The following is a 26,032-nucleotide window of genomic DNA, read 5'->3' on the forward strand; positions in this document are numbered from 1 at the left end:
ATTGCAGCCCTTTTTTTTTACTCTTTTCCAGAAATATACGCCCATTTGTAGCTATACTCGCTTCCAAATGGGTTTTTTATTATGTTTTTCACATATGGTTTTTGCAACGACATGTATCCCATTTGATAGGTGGGGGCAATGGCCGCGTCTTCTTCGATCAGGATTCTTTCAGCTTCTGCCAATGCTTCCCATCGTGCATCCTGCTCTTGCGCTAGCTCCCCTTTTGCTGATTCAACCAATGCATCAAATTCTTCGTTTGAATAAGACATCAAATTGAGTGGAGAATCTGTAACAAACAAATCAATAAATGTCATTGGATCCAAGTAATCCGGACCCCATCCTGTATGCAGGAACTCATAATCCTGTGCTTCTTCAAATTGCAAAAGAGCTTCAAAGGGCACTGTTTTTATATTTACTGTCAATCCTTCCAAGTTTTCTTCCAGTTGACTTTTCAATTCTTCATTTAAGTTAATAAATACTTCATGATCTTCGCTTAAAAGTTCCAGTGTTATTTCATCCAGCCCTTCTTCTGCTAATCCAGTCTTCCATAGCTCAGCGGCTTCTTCAGCATTGAATTCCAGCATATCGCCATTTACAGAACGAAAATCTTTTCCGCTTTCATCAAAAGCGAATTCTATTGGCACTAAATAGTTTGCTGGCACTGAACCATCCGCTAAGATAGCGTCTACCATTTCCTTCTTATTATAAGCTTGTGACAGGGCTCTTCGAATATTTTCATTTGCGAATAAGGTTTTTTCCCCGTCACGCAGCTGATTGAATTTTAAGTAGAAGATGGCAGGACTTTGCTCTTCTACCAATTCCGGGTCATCAGCATATTGCTTCGCAAATTCACCAACAAGATACGTACGGTCTTTTTCATCTGAAGTATAAAGCTCAACTGCATCCGCAGGATCTTTTACGACATCAAAATTTATCGTCTCAAGAACAACTGTTTCTGCATCCCAATATTCTTCATTTTTCTCCATTGACCAAGTTGTTCCGCTGCTTTCCCAACTAGCCAACGTGAATGGCCCGTTATAAAGTACTTGATCAGCGTTTGTTGCATAAGCGTCTCCGGCTTCTGTAACAAACGCTTCATTTTGCGGAAAGAAGGTCGGGAACGCCATTAGGGAAATAAAATACGGGACTGGCCGCTCAAGCGTAACAACCAATGTTCTTTCATCCGGTGCTTTTATCCCTAATTCAGAAGCTTCCATTTCACCCGCAGCAATAGCTTCGGCATTTGCGACAGTGCCTGCCATCATGTATGGACCATAAGGCGATTTGGTAGCCGGGTCAATTGCCCGTTGCCAAGAGTAAACAAAGTCAGCTGATGTAATGGGTGTACCATTTGACCAATTAGCCTCACGTAAGGTGAATGTGTAAGTCAACCCATCTTCACTAATGTCTGGTTCTTCTGCAGCAAGAGCCGGAATCGCTTGATTATCTTCGTCTAGACGGAAAAGCCCTTCGTTAACGTTGGTCAACACGTTAAAAGTACCGACGTCTCTTGCAAGTGCCGAATCCATCGAATTAAATTCACCGATTTCTATTAAGTTTAAGATTTGTTCATCATCCCTCTCAAGACTTTTTTCGTTCCCACTCCCTCCTGTTTCTGTCGCCTCACCATCGCTTTGTACCGTCTCTGTTTTAGTTTCCCCTTCTTGTTCGCTGCACCCAGACACAACGACAACTGCCATTAAAACTAAAACAATCAATAAAAAAACTTTGGTGGCATTCACTTTCAGTCCTCCTTCGAGTTGAGTTGATATGTATGCTTTAATTATACGCCTTTTCATTGAAATTGATATCATTTATTTGATAATTCAGATAATTTTAATCAAATTTATATCATAAACTAAGTTTGCTAGCTATTAAAATTCTTTCTAGTATAGAAAAAACATAGCATTATATAATTATTTTCCGAAAAGCCATAAAGTAGTTGCTTAGCTTAAATACATAGCTTTCAGTTCTCGCAATTAAACGATTCCTCATTTAGTGGTTGCTTAAGACAAATAAAAAACGGCAAGCTGCAAAAATAGCCTGCAGCTTACCGTTTTCATTTATCAAACTTTAAATTTTCTTGAATACCAAAGAAGCATTGTGCCCGCCGAATCCAAGTGAATTGCTCATCGCGTATGTCAAATCCGCTTTGCGCGCTTCATTTGGTACGTAATCCAAATCACATTCCTCATCCGGCGTGCTGTAATTCGTTGTTGGAGGCATTATGCCTTCTTTCAAAGCAAGCGCAGTGAAGATTGCTTCAATGCCGCCAGCCGCTCCTAGGAGATGGCCCGTCATCGATTTCGTCGAACTCATGCCAAGCTTATAAGCGTGCTCACCAAAGACCGTTTTCACTGCCATCGTTTCGAAAAGGTCATTATAAGGTGTACTTGTGCCATGCGCATTGATATAGCCGACATCGGTTTTCTCAACACCGCCGTCTGCAAGTGCCTGTGCCATTGCGCGTGCTGCACCTTCTCCGCCTGGTGCCGGAGCTGTGATGTGGTGCGCGTCACCCGTTGAGCCATAGCCCACTAGTTCTGCATAAATTTTCGCGCCGCGTGCTTTAGCCTGCTCATACTCTTCGAGAATGATGATGCCGGCCCCTTCGCCGATGACAAATCCGTCGCGGTTCTTGTCGAACGGACGTGAAGCAGTCGCTGCGTCCGGGTTTGTTGTCAATGCGGTATTCGCAGTAAAGCCTGCCACGGACAATTGTGTAATTGGCGCTTCCGCACCGCCCGTGATCATTGCATCCGCGTCGCCGCGCTGGATGACTTTGAATGCATCACCGATGGAATTCGTACCTGATGCGCATGCTGTTACGGAACAAGAATTGATGCCTTTCGCGCCGAAGTAGATGGAAACTTGCCCTGACGCCATGTCAGGAATGATCATCGGAATTAAGAACGGGCTGATGCGTCGGACACCTCTCGTGTTCAAAACATCCATTTGGTTTTCAATCGTTTCCATACCGCCGATTCCTGACCCAATCCATACACCTGTGCGCAAAGCATTCTCTTCATTCAATTCCAGTCCAGAATCTTTCATCGCCATGATCGATGCGGCTAATGCATAATGCGTAAAGCGGTCCATTTTTCGAGCTTCTTTCTTTTCAACATATTCTTCTATTGAAAAGTCTTTTACCTCCGCAGCGATTTTGGCCGGGTATTTATCCGGATCCAACCGAGTCAACGGGCCAACACCGGATTTCCCGGCTTTTACTGCTTCCCAAGTTGTTTCAATGTTATTTCCTAAAGGAGTCACTGCCCCAATGCCTGTAACTACTACTCTACGATTTTCCATTCTATTCTATCTTCCTTTCGCTTAACCTTTTATTTGCCCCATCGCATTGCTATCGCGCCCCATGTTAAACCGCCGCCGAAACCGACCATAACGACGACATCGTCATCTTTGATCCGGCCTTCTTCCACATCTTCCACCAATGAAATCGGAATCGATGCTGCTGAAGTATTGCCATATTTGTGGATGGTCTTCGACATTTTCTCAATCGGTAGATCCAAACGGGTGCGAGAAGCTTCCATGATTCTGATATTCGCTTGGTGAGGGACAAGGAAATTCACATCTTCCTTTGTTAGTCCCGCTTTTTCAATTACATTGATCGCAGATTCGCCCATTTGCCGAACTGCGAATTTGAACACTTCCCGTCCGTTCATCACCAAATGGTCTTTCTCGTCCTGGAAAAGATGCTTTCCGCCGGTGCCGTCCGCTCCAAGTTCAAACGATAAGATTCCCCGTCCTTCTGAAACTTTGCCCATGATGACCGCTCCGGCTCCATCGCCGAAAAGCACAGCTGTATTGCGGTTTTCCCAATCGGTGATTTTCGATAATTTCTCGACGCCGACGACTAGAACGTATTTATAAGTGTCAGACTCGATAAATTGCTTCGCTGTAATCACGCCGTACATGAATCCCGCACAGGCTGCAGAAACATCCATTGCCGCTGCATGCTTGGCTCCGATTTCTTGCTGGATCATGCTTGCTACGGATGGGAACGGCTGGTCAGGCGTTACTGTTGCAACCAGAATCATTCCGATTTCTGCTGGATCGATGCCGGCGTTTTTTATCGCCTGATTTGCAGCTTCCAACGCCATATGAGATGTATCCTGGTCGTCTTTCGCAATTCTGCGCTCTTCAATGCCAGTCATTGTGCGGATCCATTCATCTGAAGTATCCAGGCTTTTTTCCAAATCCTTATTCGTCAATATACCCTCTGGCAAACATCTTCCTACGCCGAGTATCCCTGCATTCATGATTGGTCCCTCATTTCAATTAACATCAATTATTAGTACCTGGTAATAATAATACGTCATTTGCCCATTTATTTCAACTCGCTGACAAATTTCGGACAAATAATCTTTGAAAATCGGAAACTTTCTTTCTGTCTGTGAACCGGTATGATATGATTAACACAGATATTTCTATGTCGAGGTGAAAATTGATGCAATTTCTAGGTACATTCTTTTGGTCTTTCTTGTTGATTTCGTTATTGAATTACGTAGTAAGCGCAGTGCAGAACGTTCCATTCGACTTTATGGTGGGTGTCTATATTTCTGTAGCTGTGGCAATCTTGATATTCGTCCTGTCTTCATTGATCCCGGACGGCCCTGCACCTGAAAAACATTAATAATAGAAGAAAAGAAGCGTAACCCGGAATTCCGGATTACGCTTCTTTTTTTATGATGGCCAAACGGTTGTCTTCCATTGTCAGCTGCAAAGTAGAGTTTGGTTGGATATCCCCCTTGATCAGCTCACGTGCGATATTGGTTTCTATTTCCCGCTGAATAAAACGTTTCAGCGGACGTGCTCCAAAAATCGGATCTGTCCCCGCTTCAACTACATAGCGAATGACTGATTCATCAACATCCAATTTTAATTGCTGCTGGGCCAAGCGTGCTCCGAGTTCTGCAAGCATTTTCTTGGCGATGCCATAGAAATGGCTATTATCCAAGGCATGAAAAATGACGATATCGTCTATACGGTTTAATAGTTCCGGCTTGAAATGCTTGCGGAGCTCCGCCATGATGATGTCATCCAATGAATGCTCTTTCGTTTCCTGCCCGATAAACGCCGATCCGATATTTGATGTCATGATGACGACGGTATTGGAAAAGTTCACGAGCCGTCCGTGGCTGTCCGTGATACGTCCGTCATCCAGAATCTGAAGCAATATATTGGCTACATCAGGATGTGCTTTTTCAATTTCATCCAACAGCACAACCGAATACGGATTTCGCCGCACCGCTTCCGTCAATTGGCCGCCTTCTTCATAGCCGATATATCCAGGAGGCGCTCCCACCAAGCGGGAAACACTGTGTTTCTCCATATACTCCGACATGTCGATGCGGATGAAATGATCTTCCGAATCGAAAAGGTTGGCAGCCAATGCTTTAGCTAGTTCCGTCTTCCCTACCCCTGTTGGTCCAAGGAAGATAAACGAACCTATCGGCTTTTGCACGTCTTTGATGCCTGCTCTGGCCCGCCATACGGCTTCAGTCACCAACTCTACCGCGCGATCCTGGCCGATTACACGTTCTTTCAATGTATCGCCGAGGCGCAGCAATTTATCCCGTTCCCCTTCAACCAATTTCGTCACCGGAATTCCCGTCCAACGGGCTACGATCCCAGCAATTTCCTCTTCCGTCACTTCTTCCCGCAACAGGCGTTCCGCCCCTTCTTTCTCCAGGTCCGATTCTAACGAAGCCAATTCTTTCTCAAGTTCAGGAATCTTGCCGTGGCGCAGCACTGCAGCGGCGTTCAAATCGTAGCGGTTTTCAGCTTCTTCAAGCTGTCTTCTATATTGGTCCAGCTTTTCGCGTTTTTCCTGGATTTTCTTCAATGCTTCTTTTTCAGAAGTCCATTGCTGCTTCATGCCGGCGGAAGACTCTTTCAGCTCGGCAATTTGCTTGCGGAGCGTTTCCAGGCGTGCTTTGCTGGCTGCGTCTTTTTCTTTCATCAATGCCTGCTCCTCGATTTCAAGCTGCATGAGCTTGCGGGTCACTTCGTCGAGCTCTTGGGGCATCGAATCGATTTCTGTGCGGATCATTGCGCACGCCTCATCGATCAAGTCGATCGCTTTGTCCGGAAGAAAACGCTCTGTAATATAACGGTCCGACATTGCCGCAGCCGCTACAATTGCTCGGTCATGGATGCGCACCGCGTGGTGCAATTCAAAACGTTCTTTCAAACCGCGTAAAATCGATACGGTATCTTCCACAGAGGGTTCACGCACCATAACTTGCTGGAAGCGCCGTTCCAGTGCTGGATCTTTTTCGATGTGCAATCGATATTCATCTAATGTGGTTGCTCCGATGCAATACAGTTCGCCGCGCGCAAGCATCGGCTTCAGCATATTCCCAGCGTCCATTGCGCCTTCCGTTTTACCGGCGCCGACAATCGTGTGGATTTCATCAATGAACAAAATGATTTGGCCAGCACTATCCTTGACTTGTTTCAAAACGCTTTTCAAGCGCTCTTCGAATTCTCCGCGGTACTTAGCACCAGCAATCAATGCGCTCATATCCAGCTCATAGATAACCCGATCCTTCAGACCTTCCGGCACATCGTTGCGCACGATGCGCTGTGCCAAACCTTCGACAATTGCGGTTTTCCCTACGCCCGGCTCACCGATCAATACAGGGTTGTTTTTCGTTTTCCGCGATAAGATACGGATTACATTGCGGATTTCCTGATCCCGGCCGATGACGGGATCCATTTTCCCGGATTTCGCCTGCTCCACCATATTGCGTCCATATTGTTCAAGCGGCGATTGCTGTTCTTGATTCTGGTTTGGAAATTGAACCATTCTGCTCACTCCTTTAAAAGTTTGACCTTTCTTGACTAATTCAATTATATGAAATTCGCCCCTTAAAAGCAAACGATTAAACCATAAAAAAAGGCCCTCAGGAAAAATGAATTTCCGGAAGACCTATCCGCTTTAACGGATGCCAAGCGCCATTTTGGCGTAGCGCGACATATTTTCTTTGCCCCATACCGGCTGCCAGACGATTTTTACATCGACTTCTTCAATTTCAGGCAGTTCGTATAATGCTCTTTTCACCATATCAACAATCTGGGGACCCATTGGGCAACCCATTGAAGTCAATGTCATTGTTACGACAGCAAAACCGTCTTCTGACATATCCACGTCATAGACTAAGCCGAGGTTTACAATATCGACACCCAATTCCGGGTCGATAACTTGTTCCAAAGCGCCCATCATACTGTCTCTCATATCTTGATCCATTTAAAGCCCCTCCTTCTTCTGCTCTTTCTATCTTAACAAAGTTTCCGTGTATTTCAAATTCCCATGCTTATTGTCCTGCCGTATGCCTCGCCAGCCAGTCGGTTGCCGCCAGCATCCCGCTCCGGCTGACAGCATGCCCCGCTTCTTTGTCACGCATAAAATAGAGGCGTTCGGGAACTTCTGCATAATCTTCCACTAATGCTTTGTAAAAGCTGAATATCGGCGAAAATGGCACAGTGGCGTCTTGTTCGCCATGCCAAAAAAACACCGGCCGGCTATTGAAAATCGATTTGTTCTTCGTAGCATCGAAATGCTCCAGCGTTTGCAACATTTTGCGCCGCTCTTCCTCTGTAATAGGCAGCTTGAATCCTTTTGACTCAAATTGCTGCATTTGCGCTTTCGCCAATTGGACATAGTTTGCGGCACCCATCATGACGGCCGACGCTCTGATCCAAGGATAAACAGTCAGCGCACCGAGTGTCGTGATGCCTCCCATGGAAGTGCCCCCGACGCCAATCTCACCCGTAGCCAATTGCTTTCTATGTAATTCATTATTCAAAATTTCCAGCTCTTCGATCGACATCAGCACCACTTCCCAAAAGCGCAGGCTCATCTGGATTCCGTCTAGCCCTTCTTCCCGTTCCCCGTGGAGATGTGCATCCGGCAACAATACACGGAGGCCTTTTTCAGCCAATTGATAGGCGTAATGCAGATTATGTTCTTTAGCGCTCATATGCCCGTGAAAAAATACCACGGTCGGCAGCCGTTCGTCGATTTTGTCATCCGGCACCACATGCAGCAGCGGTATGCCTTTCCAACTTTCTCTCTCTACACGCATCGATCTCACTTCCTTCCCTTTCATCCTATCAATGTTCTGAAACACCGGCAAGCATTCCACAGCCCCCTAAAAAATTTCCAAAAACGGTTAATCAGCTATCAAGTTTCTTTGACGAAACAGTTGCCTTATCGCTACACTATATAATAGAGAGAAAGGAGACGGATACCATGAAACAACACCTGATTGTACTGGACTTGGACGGGACGCTATTAACCGATCAGAAAGTCATATCACCTAAGACCAAGCAAACCTTATTCCAAGCTATTGAGGCGGGGCATCAAGTTATGATTGCCACTGGCCGCCCTTATCGTTCGAGTGAACCTTATTATAAAGAGTTGGGTTTGCAGACGCCGATAGTCAACTTCAATGGCGCTTTTGTGCACCATCCAACAAATAATAGTTGGGGGACGCACCATACGCCTATTTCGCTGGATGTCGTCCATGAAGTCGTCGAGTCAATGCATGATTTCAACTTCCATAACATCATTGCGGAAGTATTGGACGATGTCTACGTCCACCACCACGATGAAAAACTGATGGATATCTTCAGCATGGGAGACCCAAGCATCACGATCGGCGATTTGCGGAATTACCTGCGGGTTGATCCGACTTCAATGCTGATTCACGCACCTTATGAAAAGGTTGAATTGATTCATGCACATTTGAACTCTGTCCATGCGGAAGTCATCGACCATCGCCGCTGGGGTGCTCCGTGGCACGTTATCGAAATAGTCAAAAGCGGCTTGAACAAAGCGGTCGGAATTGACCGCGTCTCCAAATCACTCGGCATCGCAAAAGAAAACATCATTGCTTTCGGAGATGAAGACAATGATCTTGAAATGATCGACTATGCAGGAGTTGGAGTTGCAATGGGAAACGCTATCGGCCCCTTAAAAAATATCGCCAATGAAATTACATTGACGAATAATGATGACGGCATCGCCGAACTGCTGATTGACCGTTTGAAATTAACTAAATAACATATTGCAGGTCCAAAATAAAAAGGAGGATTTTTATGAGATTATTTGCTGACAGCGCTTCTGATTTGCCGAAACAGTTTTTCGTAGACGAAAACGTTGATTACTTCCCATTGCGCGTCCATATCGGCACCGCAGAATATGAAGACATCCGCACAATCCATTCCAAAACTGTTTACGATGCGATCCGTTCAGACATCCAACCGAAAACTTCGCAAGTTTCACCGGAAGAAATGATGAACACATTTGAAAAATTGGCGAAAGACGGAGAAGAAGGGCTTTATATCGCCTTCTCTTCAGAATTGTCGGGTACATACAATACAGCGGTCATGGTCGCTGACCAAGTCCGCGAAGACCATCCCAATCTGGCTCTGACAATCATTGATTCGAAAGCTGCATCACTTGGCTATGGAATGATCGTCAAAGAAGCCGCGCGGCTCCGTTCTGAAGGACAGCCGCGCGCCGCTATCATTGACGCAGTCAATTTTATGGTTGCACATCTGGAAAGTCTATTTACAGTTGAAGATTTGGAGTATATGGCGAAAGGCGGGCGTATTTCCAAAGGAAGTGCCTTTGTCGGCGGCATATTGAACATCAAACCCCTACTTCACGTAGAGGACGGCAAACTAGTACCAATCGAAAAATTGCGCGGCCGGAAAAAAGTACTGAAACGCATGGTTGAATTAATGAAGGAACGCGGCTCCGATTGGAAAGAACAGACGATTTCAATCAGCCATGGCGACGATATCGAGTACGCGCTGATGTTGAAACACGAAATCGAAGATCAGCTCCAGCCGAAAAACGTGGAAATCTATTTGATCGGCTCTGTCATTGCAGCACACACTGGCCCTGGAACGCTCGCTGTATTTTTCCTAAGCCAATTGAAAGCCTGAGGTGAACAGACAATGAGGAAAATTGTAATCATTGGAGCGGTCGGCGGCGGCGCGACTGTCGCGGCGCAAATTCGATTTTATGATAAAGAGTCCGCCATCGCGGTGTTTGATCGCGATTCGACGATGAGCTATGCTGCTTGCGGCACGCCTTACGCTATTGGCGAAGTCATTGAAGACCCTGAGTCTTTGCTGATGGCAGACCCTTCATCTTTCAAAGAAAAACGCGATATCCAAGTTTTCCTAAAGCACGAAGCGTTAGAAATCAAACGCAGTGAAAAGGCTATCACAATAAAAAATACGACCACTGGTGAAAAATTCGATGAAAGCTATGATGTGCTAATCCTGGCAACAGGCGGATCCGCAATTGTACCTGACATCGACGGATTGTCCTCCGCCGAAGTATTTGTACTCCGGAGTTATGGAGATATGGAGAAGATCAAAAAATTCATCAAAGAACGCAAGCCTAACAGTTGCTGCATTTCAGGTGCCGGGTTTATTGGCATCGAAATGGCTGAAAATTTGAAGGAGCTTGGCATTGATGTGAACCTGGTCCATAAATCGCCGCACGTCATGTCGATCCTTGATGAAGACATGTCTGCTTTGGTCAAAACAGAGCTGCAAGCGAATGGAGTCAATGTCAGGACTGGCGTTAATGTAGAAAAAGTTGACCGGAACTCGGTAACTTTATCAAATAGCGAAACATTTGAAGCAGATTTCCACATCCTGAGTGTAGGCATCAAGCCTAATACGGAACTGGCTGAAAAAGCAGGGCTCCCGATTGGCGATACAGGCGGCATCAAAACAAACGGCTTTATGCAAACAGCCGATCCAAGTATTTACGCTTTAGGGGATTCATCTGAAAATACTGATCTCGTAACTGGTGCTCCAAAGCGCATCCCTCTAGCATGGCCTGCCCATCGGCAAGCATACCTGATTGCGCGCCATTTGACCGGCAACACCATTCCGAAAACCGGCTTGCTTGGTACATCCATTGCCAAAGTATTTTCGAAAACTATCGCCATGACGGGATTAAGCGAAACGATGATACAGGAAAGCGGACTTCCTTATGAAACCGTCATCCATAAAGGCAATTCAAATGCCGGCTATTATCCTGACCATTCAAGATTAACGTTGAAAGTGCATTACCACCCCGAGTCCCGCAAAATTTTAGGTGCTCAATGTTTTGGCGGAAAAGGCGTCGACAAACGGATTGATGTAATCGTCACTGCCATGTACGCTGGCCTAACGGTAGAAGATCTGCAAGCGCTGGAGCTTTGCTACGCCCCACCGTATTCTTCACCTAAAGACCCGATCAATATGATCGGCTATAAAGCTGTTAAATAAGAAAAAACGGTCCCTCGAAACAGGGACCGTTTTTTCTTATTTATTTTTCGCAGCTCCGTCAGCTTTGCGCTGCTTTCCTTTTCTCCAGACTAACCAGATGAAAAACATAAACAAGACATAAAGGACAGCAAGCGCCGCCAGATAAGCAGTATTCAATCCTTTTTCTTCTGTCACGTGGAATGTATCGGCAATTTCCCGGTCAAGCGTGATGCGATAATTGCCATTGCTTTCCTGACGCACAACGTCGCTTTCAAACAATCCGCGCATTTCTTTATCGCTGCCGATTTCTGCCGCAGGGATGCTGATGCTTTTCGTCGACGATGAATTATTGATCGCAACAATCCACATTTCCTCTTCGTTAAAACGCTTGTAGACGATCCAGCCGTCTTCTTCATGAAGCACTTCGGTTTCTCCTGTGCGCATTGCCTCGGAAGAGTTCCGCAGCGAATTCAAATTCGTGATGTGGTCAATCAATTCTTCTTCCACTGCCAAATCCATAATCTGATGCGACTCAGGCAACTCACTGCCGTTCATCGCTGTTTCCGAACCGTATTGCACGACTGGGATTCCAGGCATCGTCAACAGCTGGGTCATAATCAGGCGCCAGCGCGTCGGTGGAAATCCTCTCTCTGCAACAGCGTCGGCAGTAAACCGGGAACCGAGAAGCGAATCAACGCGGACCAGGTCTTCCGGACTTTTCTCAATAAGTTCGGGCAGCCCCGAAGAATCTTGGTCGAAGTTCTTATAGCTGCTTCTGAGCACTTCTTCCGCACCAGGCAATACAACTGCGTCCATGCCGTCTATCCCTTCACTTTCCTGATCATTGATCAGGTAAACGTTGCGGATATTTTTCATTTCGCTGGAAAAGATTTCGATAAATCCAGTATCGACCTTATCCGATTCCAACAAACGCAAACCATCAACTTCATATTTCTTGATGAAATCGCCGATTGCGGTCACCAATTGCTTTTGGGCTTCAGAATTCGATGTATCAAGTGCTAATGTGCCGTCCGCGTTCTCGGTAAACCACTCTGGATTTTCAGCCGCCCAGGCGTGATCCCTGCTCAGGCTTTGCGTAGGAATATCCACCATGACTTTCATGTCTTCTTTATGGCTTTGTTCAATCAGGGCCTGAAGCTCTTCTTCGGTTCCGAAGTGGCGCTCCAACTGGCTATAATCCAGCACAGTCTTGCCGTCATATGTAGCAGTGGCAAAAACGGAGCCAATCGACATCATCGTGAAACCCATGTCCTTTATGTGCATCATTTGATCTGAGAGGCCGGCAAAATCCCCGCCGCTGAATGCCGCTGGGTCTTGTGCGCTCACTTCAAAATCATTGTCGATCTTTTTATTGAAATACCGGTCAACCAATACATCGTAGATGATTTCGTCCTCAATCGACCGTTCTTCCGCCGCCGCAGCGGGTTCGATCGGACTTAACAACAGTGCTCCGATCAGCACGCTTAATAGCCATTTTGCTTTCAATCCAATATCCTCCCTCAATGAGGCTCAATTAATCCGTTTCACTCGGTCTATTTTATCAAAAATCCACAGTTCCCTGTTGAAGAAAATGCAAATAACCAACAGTTGTCCGGCACTTTCGTCTAAACTGTGAATTTCAGCATAAAAAAACAGGCGCAAAGTGCGCCTGTTTTTCTAAAGATCATGCCAGGAAATTAATGCCTACTGGCAATTTGAAGCCTAGGAACATTGTTACAAATAAAAAGACAGCGAACAACGCCCAGAATAAAGTGACCGGTTTTTGTTTTTTCGAGCGTACCAGCACCATTTCCATCATGCCAATTGTCAATATTCCGAATAGGAACTTCATGCCGTACAACATTGCATCATAAGAAGAATGTTCGACGAACAAAGTCAATCCGGAAATCACGATCAGAATGTAGAACAAGCGAAGGACCATATGCGTAATCTTGCGCCCTTTGCTTTCTTTGGCCATGAATGCAGCCACTAGAAACAAGACAATGCCGATGATCCAAGTCGTAATGTGTAGATGTGTAGTATCAGTTAAGAAAGCCAAATCGTCACCTCTTCTAAAATTGTCTTTTTCAGTTTAGCATAACTTTGCACCTAAAAGACAAGTTTGCCGTTATGACAAATGTGTGACGAGTGTGCCGATTGATTCGATTGATACTTTAACTGTATCTCCAGCTTTCAGGAATTTTGGCGGGTTAAACCCTTTCCCCACTCCTGCAGGTGTTCCTGTCAAGATCACATCACCTGGTTCTAGCGCGATGTATTTCGATACTTCCGAAATGATGTCATCTACGCGGCGGATCATATTTTCCGTATTGCCATTCTGACGGACTTCATCATTCACTTTGGTGACGACTGAAAGGTTCTGAGATTGTGGTATCTCATCTTTAGTGACGAGATATGGTCCCATCGGGCAAGAACCTTCAAGGCTTTTCCCTAGGAAGTACTGTTGGTGTTTCGTTTGCAGATCGCGCGCCGTTAAATCATTGGCGATTGTGTATCCAAAGACATAATCGTAAGCCATCTGCTTCGGAATTTTTTTGCCTGCCTTACCGACTACAATAGCCAATTCGCCTTCATAATCATAAGCTTCTGTTAAGTCGCTATGGACTGAAACCGTTGCTTCGTCTCCAACAATTGTACTCGGCGTTTTAGTGAAGACCACCATTTCAACAGGTGCTTCCCCGCCCATTTCCTTCGCGTGGTCCGCGTAATTCTTGCCGACACAGATAATATTTTTAGGTGTCCGTGTAATTGGCGCTAGCCATTCGATATCTGAAAAAGAGAGTTTGAATTGCTCAGGATGTTCAGATTTTCCAGCTGCTTCAATCAGTTTCCGCATTTGTTCAACAAATTCCATTCCCTCGGAAACCCCTTCAACAAGCTTTTGTGGAAAAGATGGCAGCACTTCCAGCTCTTGCTGAATCGCTAATACATCCCATACTGCTTCTTCTTTCTTAACTTTCGGTCCAAAACGTTCTTCCCCTTCAAATCGAAAAGATAACAGCTTCATACTTCAAACACTCCTTTTCTATGATTCCATTCATTATACACATTCATTGTTTTGAATTGTTGCTTTTTTCGAAATTTCGTCCGTAAGTCGCTTTTTTCCATACAAACTCAAGTGGTCCTTGTGAAAATTTGGAAAGCCATATTTCTGCGAAGATAAGTTGTACTGCAAAAATCCCTAATGCAATCAAAGTGCCGACCGCTATGTCCACCTGGCCATAAAGCCCGAATCCATAAGAATAGAAGATGAATGTCGCAATCAATGATTGCATGATGTAAATTGTCATCGACATGCGCCCCACATTGGCTAGCGGGTGGAAGAGTTTACGGAAACCTTTATAACGCGACAGCAAAACGATTGCCGCAGCATAGCCGATTGAAACCAAAGGTCCACCTAGGGAATCCTGGACATACATGAACGCATAGTTTTTTTCAAAAAGGAACGGCGTTGATTTTAATAGAAGCCCTATTCCCAATCCTCCAACAGCTAGTGCTGTCCATACACCCTTTAGCTCAGATGCCCGTTCGACAAGCCGCCATTTTGCAGCAGCCGCTCCGAGCATCATATGCGGCAGAATCATTACAAGCAGCAAAAGATAAGTCGATGAGTTGTTCCCGTTCATCCAATCATCCAAGCGCTGACGAAAAATTTCAGCGAATGAACCCCTCGGATAAGCTGAAAGCGAGTTTTGGACTTCTTGCATGCCCGTGTAGAAATTCGGATCTACTGACACCGCGATGAACATCAACGCAGTCAAGAAAAACTGCGGGATGGAATACAGCAAAGCCGCAAATCCCAATAGCCACGCCGGAGGCAGCCGCAGCATGCCAATCAGCAAGATTCCCGATATGGCATAAGTGATCAAAATATCCCCATACCAGATTAAAAACGCATGCACAATGCCGATCAGCAGCAGGAAAGCCAGGCGTTTTACTGCCAGCGGTGCAAATTTCTGCCCGCTCTTCTGCGCTTTAACGAACTGCATTGCTAAACCATACCCGAATAACATAGAAAATAACGGGTAAAAACTCGCTTGCACAAATATATCCAGAAAAGTGAATACCTCCGTATCCCATTCGCCGTCAAACCAGCTATAAGGATCAATATAAGAAAATGGTGAGTGGAACGCAGGCATATTAATCAACAGGATTCCAAGAAGCGCAAATCCTCTCATCAAGTCCAATGCCTCGATTCGTTCGTTGGTAGCCACAGGTTGTATTTTCACTTAAATCCCCCTAAATCTTCTCTGTCTGGTCAGCGGCGAACAAATACAGCAGGCGTTCTTGGATGCGGATCTGCAGAATAGCCTCTGCCGCTTCCTGGTAAACGGCTAATTGTACACTGTAGCGCGATGCCATCTCCTGTCCGATATGCGCAATGCCCAGGACACTATCCGTTTTATAATCCAGCAGAACCCAGCCCTCCTCTTCTTCAAAAAGGCAGTCAATAATCCCCTGGATGATTTGGTGGTCGCCATCTTGGTCTTTTTTCGCATAGGTAAAGGGAACTTCGCGTTTAATGTTCTTGGCCCTCGACAAGCGGCCGTATAGCTCACTGCTGTAAAATTTACTGATGCTGCTGGCGCGGACAGCCTTTCCTTCGTCTTCCGACAATATTTCCTTGCCTACCAGCTCTTCTATGAATTCCTTGATTTCAGGCACAGACATTTTTTTGTCCAGTGGAATATGCTGCATGACAGCATGGACGGCGGTGCCGACATCTGCAGCCGACATCCGTTTTTCCTGCATGAAGTCCGGGCGGTGGGCCAATGCGCGCTTTACCGCGCCTTCGGTTGCATTGATAAAAGATTCTGGTTCATCCAGCCGCTGCAGCATCTGCAGGCGCTTCATCTCGGAGACAGATTGCTTCGACCTTTTCTCGACTGCTTGTTGATGCGGATAGCGGAAATCGAATCTTCGCCACACTTCATCCGTGTAATCGATATCCCCCGTCTCCGCATGGAGCAATTCTTCGACGTCCAACACTGCTGGCAGCAATGAAGTGGATTCGATGATGCTGACATGGAAACGGGAGTGGTGCGGCAATTGCTGTCCGCCAGTGCCGAATATTTCTGCTGCATCAGGATGGCGCGACAATGCAGGACCAATCCAATCGAGATACGTTTTCGCACGGGAACGCAGGAAATCAGGCATCAAAATCTGCGGGGAGTTGACCTTCCATTTTTCAAGCAGCCGGTCTATGTCTTTAACTGAAGCCGTCATGTACAAGCGTTCTTTGGCGCGTGTCATCGCAACATATAAGACTCGCATTTCTTCCGCTTTCATCTGCAGTTGTTTCATTTCTTTTACCGCCAAAAATGGCAGTGAGGTATATTCCAAGCGGGTATCCGGATTGATGGCTTTTACAGCCAGCCCATAATCCTGGTCGAATAGATAAGATTTCCGAAAATCCATTTCGTTGAACGATCGGCCGGTTCCGGCAAAAAAGACGACCGGAAACTCCAAGCCTTTCGATTTATGCACGGTCATCAAACGCACAACATTTTCTTTTTCACTCAACGATTTAGCGGTTCCCAAATCGTCCCCGCGTTCGCGCATCCGGTCGATAAAGCGCAAAAAGCGGAACAGTCCGCGGAACGAGGTTTTTTCATATTCCAGCGCACGGTCATGCAATGCACGCAAATTCGCTTGGCGCTGCTTGCCGTTCGACATGGCCCCGGCCATTTCATAATAATTCGTGTCCAGGTAGACCTGCCAAATTAATTCTGCAAGAGAGCCCCGGCGAGCCAGGTTTCGCCAGTCTTCCAGCTGGTAGGTGAAGCGTTGAAGTTTTTCTGCTGCTGCCGGGTCGATGCCCGTACCGTTGCGGATAAACGTTTTCGCCGCTTCATAGAACGAAGCGTTCGGTGCAGCCAAACGGATTTCCGCCAATTCATTTTCCTTCAATCCGATGAATGGAGCCCGCAGCACCGATGCTAGCGGGATATCCTGGTACGGGTTATCGATGACGCGCAAGGTGTTGAGCATAATCATTACTTCCAGCGCATCAAAATAGCCGCCGGTGAGTTCTGCGTATAGCGGAATTCCTGCCGCCTTGAACTCATCCGCAAAATCGCCCGACCACGTCATCGATCTCATCAAGACGACAATGTCGCTGTATTCCAGCGGCCGATTGTCCTGCTTCCATGGATCATAGACAAGCGTCCCTTGCGCCATAAGCTTGTGGATTTCGCCTGCGATAAAACGTGCCTCCCATTGTGACTTCGCCATATCATCTTCCGGCTCTTCTTCCGTTTCCGGCTCATGGATCAGCACCATTTCGAGCGGCACTTCCATTTCTGGGAACGGCGCTCGATGCTTCAATTCGGCGGACGCGTCGTAAGTGATTTCCCCGACGCGCTCACCCATGATCTGTGAAAATATATAATTTGTGCCATCGAGGATTTCTCTGCGGCTTCTGAAATTGGCGTTCAAATCGATTTTCAGGCCAGTGCCTTCCGACTCAGCCGTGAAGCGTGAATATTTGCCGAGGAACAGCATCGGCTCCGCCAAGCGGAAGCGGTAGATTGACTGCTTGACGTCACCTACCATGAACAAATTGCCTGCTGCCTCCGTGCCGGATTTCACCAACGACAGGATCTTTTCCTGCAGCATATTCGTATCCTGGTATTCATCCACGAGCACTTCCTTGAATTGCCGCTGGTAGTCTTTTGCGATATCCGAAGGGTTTCCGCCATCACTCAAAATCTGCAGCGCGTAATGCTCCAAATCTGAAAAATCGACAATTGCCCGGTCAATCTTCAAAGCTTTATAACGTGAACCGAAAGTCTTCGTTAAAGCTGTCAATGTTTCCATCAACGGTGCCATTTCACGCATTTCTTCAAGCAGCCGTTTTGGTCCCCTTGTAAAATAAGACTCAAAAATGCCATTGACGAGTTTTTTCACTTCGTTGCGTCGCGCCTTTGCTTCTTCCGCCAGTTTCGCATCGCATGAATCTTTTTTAATTGACGCCGCTTTTGGCCATGCCACTGATTTGCTCAGTTCATGCAGGCTTTCCCAAGATTCATCCAGTGCCCCAATTGCACTCTGGATGACCGCAATGTCCAAATCGAATGTGCCCACAAGAACCTCAGGGCCTTCCGGTTCGAGTGCCAGCGCCTTGCCTTCATGCGCAAGCTGCAGCGCTTCATCAAAAGCATGGCGGATTGCCATTTTCAAATCACCGATAAACGGCAAATCATCAATTGACGCGCTTTCCGGCACTGCATATAGCGCCGGCACTTGGTCCAGCCATTGCTCAGGGTCCGGATGGACGCGCGAATAATCGTAAAGCTTATTCAACAGAACTTCCATCGCCTGGTCGTTGCGGTCTGAAGTGAAACTGTCGGCTAAACGGTATACAGCTTCAGCCCCTTCGCCTTCATAAGCTTCTTCAAGCACCGCTTCTAGCACATCGTCCCGCAGCAGCGCCGCTTCGGTTTCATTGGCGATGCGGAAGCCTGGATCGATTTCAAGCAGGTACGCATACTGCTTCACCACTTGCAGGCAGAATGAATGCAAAGTCGAAATTTGCGCTTTGTTGATGAGGCGCAATTGCTTCCGCAAATGCTTCGATTCCGGATTTTCAGCCACCGCTTTTTCCAGCGCCCCCAGCATGCGGTGGCGCATTTCAGCGGCTGATGCATTGGTGAACGTCACGACCAACAATTCGTCGACGGAAATCGGATCGTTTTCCGCCAGCACTTTCTCAATCATCCGGTTGATCAGCACTGCCGTTTTGCCGGAACCGGCCGCGGCGGACACGAGCATATCCTGCCCTTTTGCCCAAATGGCCTGCCATTGTTCGTCTGTCCAAGTGGCATCAGTCGGTTTGTTCGGTATCATCGCCTGCAGCCTCCTTTCGAATAAGTTCAATTGCCTTGTCCGTGTTCAAAACAGGCAGTTTGCGATAATGCTGATCGGGGTCTGCCGGATCGAATTGGCAAACCGACCGATAAGAACAAAACTGGCATGGTGTCTGGTCTTTTACTTTATACGGCGTAATTTGGGTATCACCTTCCAAGATGCCGTTGCCGGCTGCCTGGTGTTTGCCGCGGACAAATCTGCGGATGGCTTGCATGTCTTCTTTCATCACCGTTTTCGATTGCGACTTGGAAAGTTCACCGCTTTTATTCAGGCGCACCGGAATAACATTGGAATAGCCGTCGATGCCGCTGTCCATCGCCTCGATGACTTCGGGATCTTCAACAAGCAGCCCGTTCATCTTGAATGATTTGGCGACTTCCTCTTCTATTTCATCCGCTGTCATCAGCTTCGAGAGTTTCAACATCGGATTGTGCATGTGGAAATATAGCACGCCAGCCGGTTCTGCCGGGTTGCCTAGGAGGCGTTCCGAATTGTCGAGAGCTACGTCCAGGTAAGTGAATGTCTGAAGCGCCAACCCGTGGTAGACATCGCCCAGTTCAAGCCCTTGTTTCGATGATTTATAATCGACGATGCGGATATACGACTTGTCATGGATTTCCGTTGAATCGATGCGGTCAATACGGCCGCGAATATTCATGAGCCGCCCCTTATGCAACGGCACCTCAAGCGGAGGAATCGATTCTTTAAGACCAAAGCTGACGTCCATCGCTACAGGCCTAAAGCCGGTTACTTTCGCGTGCTTGCCAAGCATGAATGCGGTCTGTCGGATAATGGCTTCAAGTTTATGCTGGATATAGCGGTAGCGGTGGGAACTCATCAAGATGTGATTTACGAAATAAGGCGATAATTGGTCTATTGCCGCCTTCGCAAGTTCATTGCATTGCTTCTGGCTTAGCGAAGACCAGGATACACCCAATCTCGCAACTTCATCTGAAATCCATTTGATGGCTGCGTGGAACAGATCCCCCATAGCCGGAGCAGCCAGTTTATATTGACTCCGCTCTTCAAGCCGGAGGCCGTAGGAGACGTATTGCGCAAACGGGCAGCCGAAATAGGTTTCCACCCGCGACACGCCTGACGAAATTGTTGTGCCATACAGCGGCTCTGCGATTTCTTCGCGCAGCGTATCCGCTGTATTCGGTTTAATCGGTTCCAAAATCCTTGCCACTACCGAAGACCATAAAGGATCTTCGCGGTAATAAGCGAGGACTGCACGCCATTCCGGCGCCAATTTGCCGCCGCGCAGCTGCGACGTCAGATAGGAAAGAGAGGCGCGTGGATGTGAAATATAGTCAAGAGGCGCTGCATCTTTCAATTCCGTTGGGTCGATAGCGGCCGGCGTCAAAGCGATGCCGAACATATCCTGAAGCTTTTGGATGTAAAGCGAAGGCAGCAATGCCTTCCCTTCTTCGTCTGCAATTGGATAAGAAACAACAAGCAAATCCGATGCTGATGTAAATGTCCGGTAAGCCATATAGGTCTCATCCATCAAACGACTTTTGGAAGTCGGCGCCAATTCAAAACCGATTTGGGCAAACCATTCCCTGTCCGTATCTGTCAGCAAGCCTTCTTGTTCAACGCGCTTCGGCAATATACCGTCATTCGCGCCGATGACAAAGACCGACTTGATGTCCATTAAACGGGCCAAATCCATTTTCGAAACCGTAACTTGGTCCAAGGAAGGCGGAATCCGTGAAAATTCCAAGGTTTCAAAACCTTCATCCAGAATTTTCGCGGCTGCCGGCAGACCGATTTCCTGGTCGCCGAACATGAGGACGAATTGATCGAGCACTGCCACCCATTGGTTCCATGCCTGTTCGTGCTCGGCAGCAGCCAATAGCCGGTGCTCCCTTTCCTCCCGGTCTTTGAGCGTCTGCAATTTGCTGTAAACATCCTGTTCTTCGATGAACAAATAAAGCGCTTCTGCAAAATCGCGCCCCGTCCGGCAGCTGCCGAAGTTTTCCTTCAGACGTGAAAGAGGATCCCGAATAAGATCGCGCACAGCATGAAGCTCAACTTGCGCCGCCCGCTCTTCGTCGGTCTGGACGCCGGTATGCATTTCAAGCCCGCGGTATTTCTTAAAGAACCAGCGTTTGTCATCAAACCAGCGATCGCCGAAAATGCCGTTGGCGATGACGAAGTTTTCAAGTAGATCGCTCCGCTCGCGCCATTTCGAGACGCTTGCTTCCGGAAAAAACAAATCCGTCTTGACCGCGCGGAACACGGGTTCATATGAATAATTGGACAGCACGGCTTCAAGCACCGAGCGGCTGAATTCGATAAGCGGATGGTGCAGCATCGTTTTCTTTTGGCTGATGAAATAAGGGATATCGTATTGCGGTAAGATCGTATTGATCAATTCATCATATACTTCCGGCTGGCGGTAAAGCACAGCGATCTCGTTATAGCGCATCCCCTCCTGCGCTTGGTGGCGGATAGACCGTGCCATAGCATGGACTTCTGCCCTGCGGTTTGAAGCTTCCACCAAGCGGATATGGCCCTGCGACACAAAATTCGGCTGTGGGTAATCATCAAAATACTGCTCCAAATGGGCAAGTTCCGCATTTGTGAAACGCCGCTGCCTTTCCATTTGGACCGGATGTTCAATATCCACGCTTTCTTTTCGTGCGAAGTCGGTCAGCCGCTGCGCTGTATTGGCGGACTGATGGAAAAGCGCCTGCTCATCCCTTCCATCAGAAGCATTGTCCATCGGTAGCGCAATCGTGACGTTTTTTGCGTATTTCATCAGCTCCACGATGATCTCGTATTCACGTGCAGTGAATGACACAAATCCGTCGATGTAGATGTCGGCATCTTTGACAAGCTCTGAATGCCGGATTTTTTCCGCCAATAACGCCAAATGGCCTTCGGAATCGACGAATACTTTCCCAAGGCGGCTTTCTATTTCAGCTAAGATCAATTCCAGATCTGCTGCTTTATCAAGCAGCGTTCGCGGGGCACCGGCCGTTTCCAGCGAAGAACGGATGGTCGAAAGCTCTCCGCAATCGACGCAATATCTGGCGAACTCTTTCACCAATTGTTCAATTTGATCGGTGAACCCGCGTTTGCCAGCAGCTCTGCGAAAAAGCTGGAACTCGCCTTTATGTTCTTCAAGGAGACTGCGGATCAACATCCGGTAGCCGAAAGCATCGACTTCTTTGCGGCTGATGCCGCCAACTTCCTGCAGCACCCGCCATGCTAGGCGCTTAAATGTCACTGCCTGCGCGCGGATCATGCCGTTCATGCCGTACGCAGAAGAAAGCCGATACTCCGTAGAGAACGACATTTGGTCAGGAACGACGAAAAATATCGGATCCCCGTCTCTGCTGCGCTTTAATTCTTCAGCAATTTCTTCCTGTATAAACCGGGTTTTGCCGGAACCTGCACGTCCATAGACAATTCGCAATGACACATTACCACTCCTTTTCAGAACGTTTGTTCTTATTATATAAGAAAAACAGGTAAGTTGCTACTTTCCGCAGCCTTCTCATCCCTGTTTTTTATTGTTTTCTCCTGCTTGCCTGAAGTCTTCTTCCACTCTTTTATGCAGTCTTTTTTCGAAAATCTTGCCGACCACATAAAGCAGCAAAATGACTGCAATGACGATTGCTGTCCGCAGCGGCTGCGTGAACAACGCCCGGATATCATAGCCCACAAACGAAATGATGAAGACCATGACAAATTTTCCTGCCATTACCGTCAATAAATAATAATGGCGGCTGATATTCGACAAGCCGGCCACCAAGTTGACCAATGCGGATGGTGTAAACGGAAAGCATAATAATAAGAACAACGGGCCAAAGCCATTGCGTTCCACCCAGCGGATCAATTTCTGCACTTTTTCATGGCGCGTCATGAAATTCATGAAGCGCGCTTGTCCGTATTTCCGCACAATCAGGAAGACGGCGTATGCCCCTACTACTGTCCCAAGCCATGACAGCAAAAACCCGAACCATAATCCATACGCTGTGGCATTTGCGAAGACAAATACGAAGAGTGGCAAAAACGGCAAAAATGCCTCGAGAAATGGCAGTAAAAATCCGATGAGCGGACCGAATGCCCGGTATGATTGCGTTAATTCGATAATATTTTCCAATGAAAAAAAGTCTGCCATGTAGCCCATCCTCTGCCTCTGTTATGTGCCGTTATGTAGACGCACCAATAACCAACGAATCCTATAGAAGCATTGGAACTCGCTGGAACTGGCCGCCAATTGTTTTTTTAGACTATACTTCATAAGCCGAATTATCTTATGATAGACTATATTGATTACTTTACACTCTTTCCCCTCATTTGGAAAAGAGAAATACTTTTACATAAGGAGTTTGCCCCATGACGGAACGTGGTTTTACTGCTGGGCTGAAAGCCGGCACCAGTATTGCTATCGGCTATTTCCCGGTCGCCTTGACATTCGGGCTGCTGGCAAAGACTACCGGCTTGTCGCTCATCGAAGCAACAGCCATGAGTATTTTCGTATTTGCGGGAGCGGCGCAATATATTTCACTGTCGCTGATCACCGCCGGAGTCGCACCGATTCTTATCGTGCTGAATACATTCGTCGTTAATATCCGCCACTTTCTGATGACTGCTGCGTTAAATGAAAAAATGGAACCTGCGGCCGTCTGGAAAAAAGCGTTATACGCGTTCGGCATCACGGATGAATCGTTTGCAGTTCTCGCTATCCAGGAAGACAGCAAAGTGCGCACGTCTTTCGCAGCGGGCGTCATCGCCATCTCATACGGCAGCTGGGTGGTATTCACAGCGTTCGGCCACTTGATTGGAGCCAACCTGCCAAAATTTCTGCAGGCAGCCATGTCGATTGCGCTGTATGCTATGTTCGTCGGCCTTTTAGTCCCCTCGATGCGCGGAAACCGCAAAGTGTTCAGCTTGGCAGCAATTGCCGGAATCATCAACTCCGTCTTCTACTTCACCGGTTGGCTGTCCACCGGATGGGCTATCCTATTTTCCACTCTCGCTTCTGCCGTCATCATTGAAATCATTTCTTCGAAAGGTGTGAAAACATAATGGGCGATTGGTTTTGGTGGATGATTTTAGGCATGGCACTTGTAACTTACTTGCCGCGCGCCATTCCTTTAACATTTCTGGAAGGCCGTGAACTGCCGGACACCGTCCAGCGGATTCTGCGCAATATTCCTTACGCCGTACTGGGTGCCTTGATTTTTCCAGCGATCCTGTTTATCCAGGATGATAATATCTGGTTCGGCGCCATCGGGGCGGCGGCCGCATTCGGCATTGCTTTGGCCGGCGCCAACGTCATGCTGGTCGTGCTGGGCTCCATTGCAGTCCTAGCCGCTTACAGTCTGTTTTTCTCCTAAAAAAAAGCCGTTACTCATCTTCATGAGTTTCGGCTTTTTTCGTGCGGTGATACATCCGTGTTGCATACCAGAACCCGAATGTCAGGGAAGCAGCGTTTACGGCATATAAAAACCACGTATTAGTGTATCCTGCATAAACTGCAGCTGCGATCAATGCAACCGTTAAAATTAACCCCACAATGTGATTGAAAGTGACCCTTGTAAAGAGTACGACCAGTAGGCCAGGGATCAGCAGGGACAATAAAAACTTTGTAAGCATCGATTCCATTTTATTAGCTCCTTATTTAACAACGATGAGCCCCAAGCGATGGTGGTCATGCCGGAAAATAACGTGCTGGCGCAGCCTTACTTCCCGGCTGTGGTCAAGCACTTCAAGCCGGCAATGGGCAGCATTCACTTGGATGGCTTCATATAATTCCATTTCGTTTGATACCGATAAACCGTTGACTTTGCGAATCACTTCTCCGCGCAGCAAGCCCATCTTATGTGCCGGCGAATCCGGCAGCACGTCAATGATCATCACTCCGAGAGACTGCGGCGCAACTGCATTATTGCCTTGGCGTTCTTTCAGCTCAAAATTCACAGTAATCGCAAGGCGTCCCGCTGCACCGGCAACAAGCGCGATGAAAGCGAGTGGCTCCCATAGCAATGCCACAAGCGACAGCAAGATAATTGCCGCACCGAGCTTCCAGACGAGCCCTCCGATTGCCGGATATAAATAAATCGGCATCGTTTTTCTGGCACGGCTATGAAAACCGAAAACCATTGGAAACAGGATGAACGAAAACATGCTTTGACCGATTGGCAGTTGCGGCCAGTATGGCGCGTATGATTCGATAAGATCTCCCGGCACAACCAGCAGCACTGGCAACAGCCACAGGCGTTTTGCTGTATAAGCTGCGGCCGCCAGCCCTCTGGAAGAGGTTTCAAGCCTTGGCGAGGCGGCTTCCGCTCCGTGCCTGCGAATCAGCAAGCCCTCGGCAGCCACCATGGCCCCGGAAATCAATGCAACCGGCACAAGCCAGCCCCAATTGACCGCGTAGCCGCTATAGCTATATATTCCAAGATCCAGGATCCAGCCGTTGGCTCGGAATAACCAGCCGATGAACACAGCAGCCGATGCCAAATAGATGAACGAGCCGAGCTGATAAACGCCGGTTACCATTAGCAAAATAGCCGCCGCACTTAAAGCGATCAGCCATTCAATTGGCACAACCAACCCGATGCCAGCAAAAAGCACTGAAAAGACAAGCGCGAACAGCAATCCGTCCTTCAGAAGTCCGGCAAATTCCCGCCAGCCCCAAACTATGCGTGTACGAAACATTTTCCGTTCTTTCTTGACTCGGAAGTAGCCGAGCATCACCGCTGCCAACAAAGCTATGTAAAAAACAGGGTTTATAAAAAATTTTCCTATGTCCAGTAACGCATCCATTATCACTTTTTACACCTTCCTATTCACAACCACTTGCATTACTTCCCATTGT

21 protein-coding genes are annotated in these 26,032 nt (G+C 47.4%); 6 read left to right on the forward strand and 15 right to left on the reverse strand.

Annotation, left to right across the window (positions count from 1 at the left end):
• Positions 1-17: 17 nt before the first annotated feature.
• The 3 genes from AC4EHB_RS05930 to AC4EHB_RS05940 all read right to left on the reverse strand — a co-directional run bounded on the left by AC4EHB_RS05930 (position 18) and on the right by AC4EHB_RS05940 (position 4,277).
• Positions 18-1,742: a peptide ABC transporter substrate-binding protein gene (locus AC4EHB_RS05930; RefSeq protein ID WP_490980907.1), complete on the reverse strand. Its 1,725-nt coding sequence runs from the start codon at positions 1,740-1,742 to the stop codon at positions 18-20.
• Positions 1,743-2,073: 331 nt separating this feature from the next.
• Positions 2,074-3,309, reverse strand: coding sequence for a beta-ketoacyl-ACP synthase II (fabF, locus tag AC4EHB_RS05935; RefSeq protein WP_490974645.1), 1,236 nt, complete (start codon positions 3,307-3,309; stop codon positions 2,074-2,076).
• A 29-nt stretch (positions 3,310-3,338) separates the two neighbouring features.
• On the reverse strand, positions 3,339-4,277 hold the full coding sequence (locus AC4EHB_RS05940; RefSeq protein WP_490980908.1) for a beta-ketoacyl-ACP synthase III: 939 nt from the start codon (positions 4,275-4,277) through the stop codon (positions 3,339-3,341).
• A 188-nt stretch (positions 4,278-4,465) separates the two neighbouring features.
• On the opposite strand from AC4EHB_RS05940, the gene AC4EHB_RS05945 reads away from it, so the two are divergent.
• Positions 4,466-4,651: a YjzD family protein gene (locus AC4EHB_RS05945; protein ID WP_490974647.1), complete on the forward strand. Its 186-nt coding sequence runs from the start codon at positions 4,466-4,468 to the stop codon at positions 4,649-4,651.
• A gap of 36 nt (positions 4,652-4,687) precedes the next feature.
• On the opposite strand, the gene AC4EHB_RS05950 is transcribed toward AC4EHB_RS05945, so the two are convergent.
• The 3 genes from AC4EHB_RS05950 to AC4EHB_RS05960 all read right to left on the reverse strand — a co-directional run bounded on the left by AC4EHB_RS05950 (position 4,688) and on the right by AC4EHB_RS05960 (position 8,108).
• Positions 4,688-6,829 carry an ATP-dependent Clp protease ATP-binding subunit gene (locus AC4EHB_RS05950; RefSeq protein ID WP_490974648.1) on the reverse strand — a complete coding sequence of 714 codons (2,142 nt, stop codon included), beginning with the start codon at positions 6,827-6,829 and terminating at the stop codon, positions 4,688-4,690.
• 132 nt (positions 6,830-6,961) lie between these two features.
• Positions 6,962-7,270, reverse strand: a complete 309-nt coding sequence (locus AC4EHB_RS05955) for a metal-sulfur cluster assembly factor (RefSeq protein WP_135502344.1) — start codon at positions 7,268-7,270, stop codon at positions 6,962-6,964.
• Positions 7,271-7,337: 67 nt separating this feature from the next.
• Positions 7,338-8,108 carry a prolyl oligopeptidase family serine peptidase gene (locus tag AC4EHB_RS05960; RefSeq protein ID WP_490974649.1) on the reverse strand — a complete coding sequence of 257 codons (771 nt, stop codon included), beginning with the start codon at positions 8,106-8,108 and terminating at the stop codon, positions 7,338-7,340.
• A 167-nt stretch (positions 8,109-8,275) separates the two neighbouring features.
• Here AC4EHB_RS05960 and AC4EHB_RS05965 point away from each other — a divergent pair, with 167 nt between their 5' ends.
• From AC4EHB_RS05965 to AC4EHB_RS05975, 3 genes are read left to right on the forward strand one after another with little or no spacing between them, the layout of a single operon-like run.
• Positions 8,276-9,088, forward strand: coding sequence for a Cof-type HAD-IIB family hydrolase (locus AC4EHB_RS05965; RefSeq protein WP_490974650.1), 813 nt, complete (start codon positions 8,276-8,278; stop codon positions 9,086-9,088).
• Between the two features lie 35 nt (positions 9,089-9,123).
• Positions 9,124-9,978, forward strand: coding sequence for a DegV family protein (locus AC4EHB_RS05970; RefSeq protein WP_490980909.1), 855 nt, complete (start codon positions 9,124-9,126; stop codon positions 9,976-9,978).
• 12 nt (positions 9,979-9,990) lie between these two features.
• Positions 9,991-11,322, forward strand: a complete 1,332-nt coding sequence (locus AC4EHB_RS05975) for a CoA-disulfide reductase (RefSeq protein WP_490980910.1) — start codon at positions 9,991-9,993, stop codon at positions 11,320-11,322.
• Positions 11,323-11,358: 36 nt separating this feature from the next.
• On the opposite strand, the gene AC4EHB_RS05980 is transcribed toward AC4EHB_RS05975, so the two are convergent.
• From AC4EHB_RS05980 to AC4EHB_RS06010, 7 genes are all read right to left on the reverse strand, one after another.
• Entirely contained in the window at positions 11,359-12,807 is a 1,449-nt protein-coding gene (locus AC4EHB_RS05980) for an alpha-amylase family glycosyl hydrolase (protein ID WP_490980911.1), read from the reverse strand.
• A gap of 178 nt (positions 12,808-12,985) precedes the next feature.
• Complete coding sequence (locus AC4EHB_RS05985) at positions 12,986-13,360, reverse strand: YisL family protein (RefSeq protein ID WP_490980912.1); 375 nt, start codon at positions 13,358-13,360, stop codon at positions 12,986-12,988.
• A gap of 69 nt (positions 13,361-13,429) precedes the next feature.
• The gene (locus AC4EHB_RS05990; protein ID WP_490980913.1) at positions 13,430-14,329 is read right to left on the reverse strand and encodes a fumarylacetoacetate hydrolase family protein; all 900 of its coding nucleotides are present in this window, start codon (positions 14,327-14,329) and stop codon (positions 13,430-13,432) included.
• A gap of 43 nt (positions 14,330-14,372) precedes the next feature.
• Positions 14,373-15,551 (reverse strand): DUF418 domain-containing protein, encoded by a 1,179-nt coding sequence (locus tag AC4EHB_RS05995; protein WP_490980914.1) that lies wholly within the window; start codon positions 15,549-15,551, stop codon positions 14,373-14,375.
• Between the two features lie 10 nt (positions 15,552-15,561).
• Positions 15,562-19,170 carry a helicase-exonuclease AddAB subunit AddA gene (addA, locus tag AC4EHB_RS06000; RefSeq protein ID WP_490980915.1) on the reverse strand — a complete coding sequence of 1,203 codons (3,609 nt, stop codon included), beginning with the start codon at positions 19,168-19,170 and terminating at the stop codon, positions 15,562-15,564.
• Positions 19,148-22,624, reverse strand: a complete 3,477-nt coding sequence (gene addB / locus AC4EHB_RS06005) for a helicase-exonuclease AddAB subunit AddB (protein ID WP_490980916.1) — start codon at positions 22,622-22,624, stop codon at positions 19,148-19,150. Before addB ends, addA begins: the two co-directional genes overlap by 23 nt.
• 75 nt (positions 22,625-22,699) lie before the next feature.
• Positions 22,700-23,326, reverse strand: coding sequence for a TVP38/TMEM64 family protein (locus AC4EHB_RS06010; protein ID WP_490974659.1), 627 nt, complete (start codon positions 23,324-23,326; stop codon positions 22,700-22,702).
• Positions 23,327-23,544: 218 nt separating this feature from the next.
• On the opposite strand from AC4EHB_RS06010, the gene AC4EHB_RS06015 reads away from it, so the two are divergent.
• Entirely contained in the window at positions 23,545-24,237 is a 693-nt protein-coding gene (locus tag AC4EHB_RS06015) for an AzlC family ABC transporter permease (RefSeq protein WP_490974660.1), read from the forward strand.
• A complete protein-coding gene (locus AC4EHB_RS06020) occupies positions 24,237-24,548 on the forward strand; it encodes an AzlD domain-containing protein (protein ID WP_490974661.1) in 312 nt (103 codons plus the stop codon). Before AC4EHB_RS06015 ends, AC4EHB_RS06020 begins: the two co-directional genes overlap by 1 nt.
• 10 nt (positions 24,549-24,558) lie before the next feature.
• Here AC4EHB_RS06020 and AC4EHB_RS06025 read toward each other — a convergent pair whose 3' ends face one another.
• Both AC4EHB_RS06025 and AC4EHB_RS06030 read right to left on the reverse strand, forming a co-directional pair.
• Positions 24,559-24,816 carry a CsbA family protein gene (locus tag AC4EHB_RS06025; RefSeq protein ID WP_490974662.1) on the reverse strand — a complete coding sequence of 86 codons (258 nt, stop codon included), beginning with the start codon at positions 24,814-24,816 and terminating at the stop codon, positions 24,559-24,561.
• Between the two features lie 12 nt (positions 24,817-24,828).
• The gene (locus AC4EHB_RS06030) at positions 24,829-25,872 is read right to left on the reverse strand and encodes a PDZ domain-containing protein (protein ID WP_490980917.1); all 1,044 of its coding nucleotides are present in this window, start codon (positions 25,870-25,872) and stop codon (positions 24,829-24,831) included.
• Positions 25,873-26,032: the final 160 nt, after the last annotated feature.

The organism is Planococcus sp. TJ-302, assembly GCF_058268455.1.

What these genes read in the sequence shown, in the direction of transcription:
- fabF (WP_490974645.1), bottom strand. Translation starts at nt 3,309, where the DNA reads ATGGAAAATCGTAGAGTAGTAGTTACAGGCATTGGGGCAGTGACTCCT.
- AC4EHB_RS05940 (WP_490980908.1), bottom strand. Translation starts at nt 4,277, where the DNA reads ATGAATGCAGGGATACTCGGCGTAGGAAGATGTTTGCCAGAGGGTATA.
- AC4EHB_RS05945 (WP_490974647.1), top strand. Translation starts at nt 4,466, where the DNA reads ATGCAATTTCTAGGTACATTCTTTTGGTCTTTCTTGTTGATTTCGTTA.
- AC4EHB_RS05950 (WP_490974648.1), bottom strand. Translation starts at nt 6,829, where the DNA reads ATGGTTCAATTTCCAAACCAGAATCAAGAACAGCAATCGCCGCTTGAA.
- AC4EHB_RS05955 (WP_135502344.1), bottom strand. Translation starts at nt 7,270, where the DNA reads ATGGATCAAGATATGAGAGACAGTATGATGGGCGCTTTGGAACAAGTT.
- AC4EHB_RS05960 (WP_490974649.1), bottom strand. Translation starts at nt 8,108, where the DNA reads ATGCGTGTAGAGAGAGAAAGTTGGAAAGGCATACCGCTGCTGCATGTG.
- AC4EHB_RS05965 (WP_490974650.1), top strand. Translation starts at nt 8,276, where the DNA reads ATGAAACAACACCTGATTGTACTGGACTTGGACGGGACGCTATTAACC.
- AC4EHB_RS05970 (WP_490980909.1), top strand. Translation starts at nt 9,124, where the DNA reads ATGAGATTATTTGCTGACAGCGCTTCTGATTTGCCGAAACAGTTTTTC.
- AC4EHB_RS05975 (WP_490980910.1), top strand. Translation starts at nt 9,991, where the DNA reads ATGAGGAAAATTGTAATCATTGGAGCGGTCGGCGGCGGCGCGACTGTC.
- AC4EHB_RS05990 (WP_490980913.1), bottom strand. Translation starts at nt 14,329, where the DNA reads ATGAAGCTGTTATCTTTTCGATTTGAAGGGGAAGAACGTTTTGGACCG.
- addA (WP_490980915.1), bottom strand. Translation starts at nt 19,170, where the DNA reads ATGATACCGAACAAACCGACTGATGCCACTTGGACAGACGAACAATGG.
- AC4EHB_RS06010 (WP_490974659.1), bottom strand. Translation starts at nt 23,326, where the DNA reads ATGGCAGACTTTTTTTCATTGGAAAATATTATCGAATTAACGCAATCA.
- AC4EHB_RS06015 (WP_490974660.1), top strand. Translation starts at nt 23,545, where the DNA reads ATGACGGAACGTGGTTTTACTGCTGGGCTGAAAGCCGGCACCAGTATT.
- AC4EHB_RS06020 (WP_490974661.1), top strand. Translation starts at nt 24,237, where the DNA reads ATGGGCGATTGGTTTTGGTGGATGATTTTAGGCATGGCACTTGTAACT.
- AC4EHB_RS06025 (WP_490974662.1), bottom strand. Translation starts at nt 24,816, where the DNA reads ATGGAATCGATGCTTACAAAGTTTTTATTGTCCCTGCTGATCCCTGGC.
- AC4EHB_RS06030 (WP_490980917.1), bottom strand. Translation starts at nt 25,872, where the DNA reads ATGTTTCGTACACGCATAGTTTGGGGCTGGCGGGAATTTGCCGGACTT.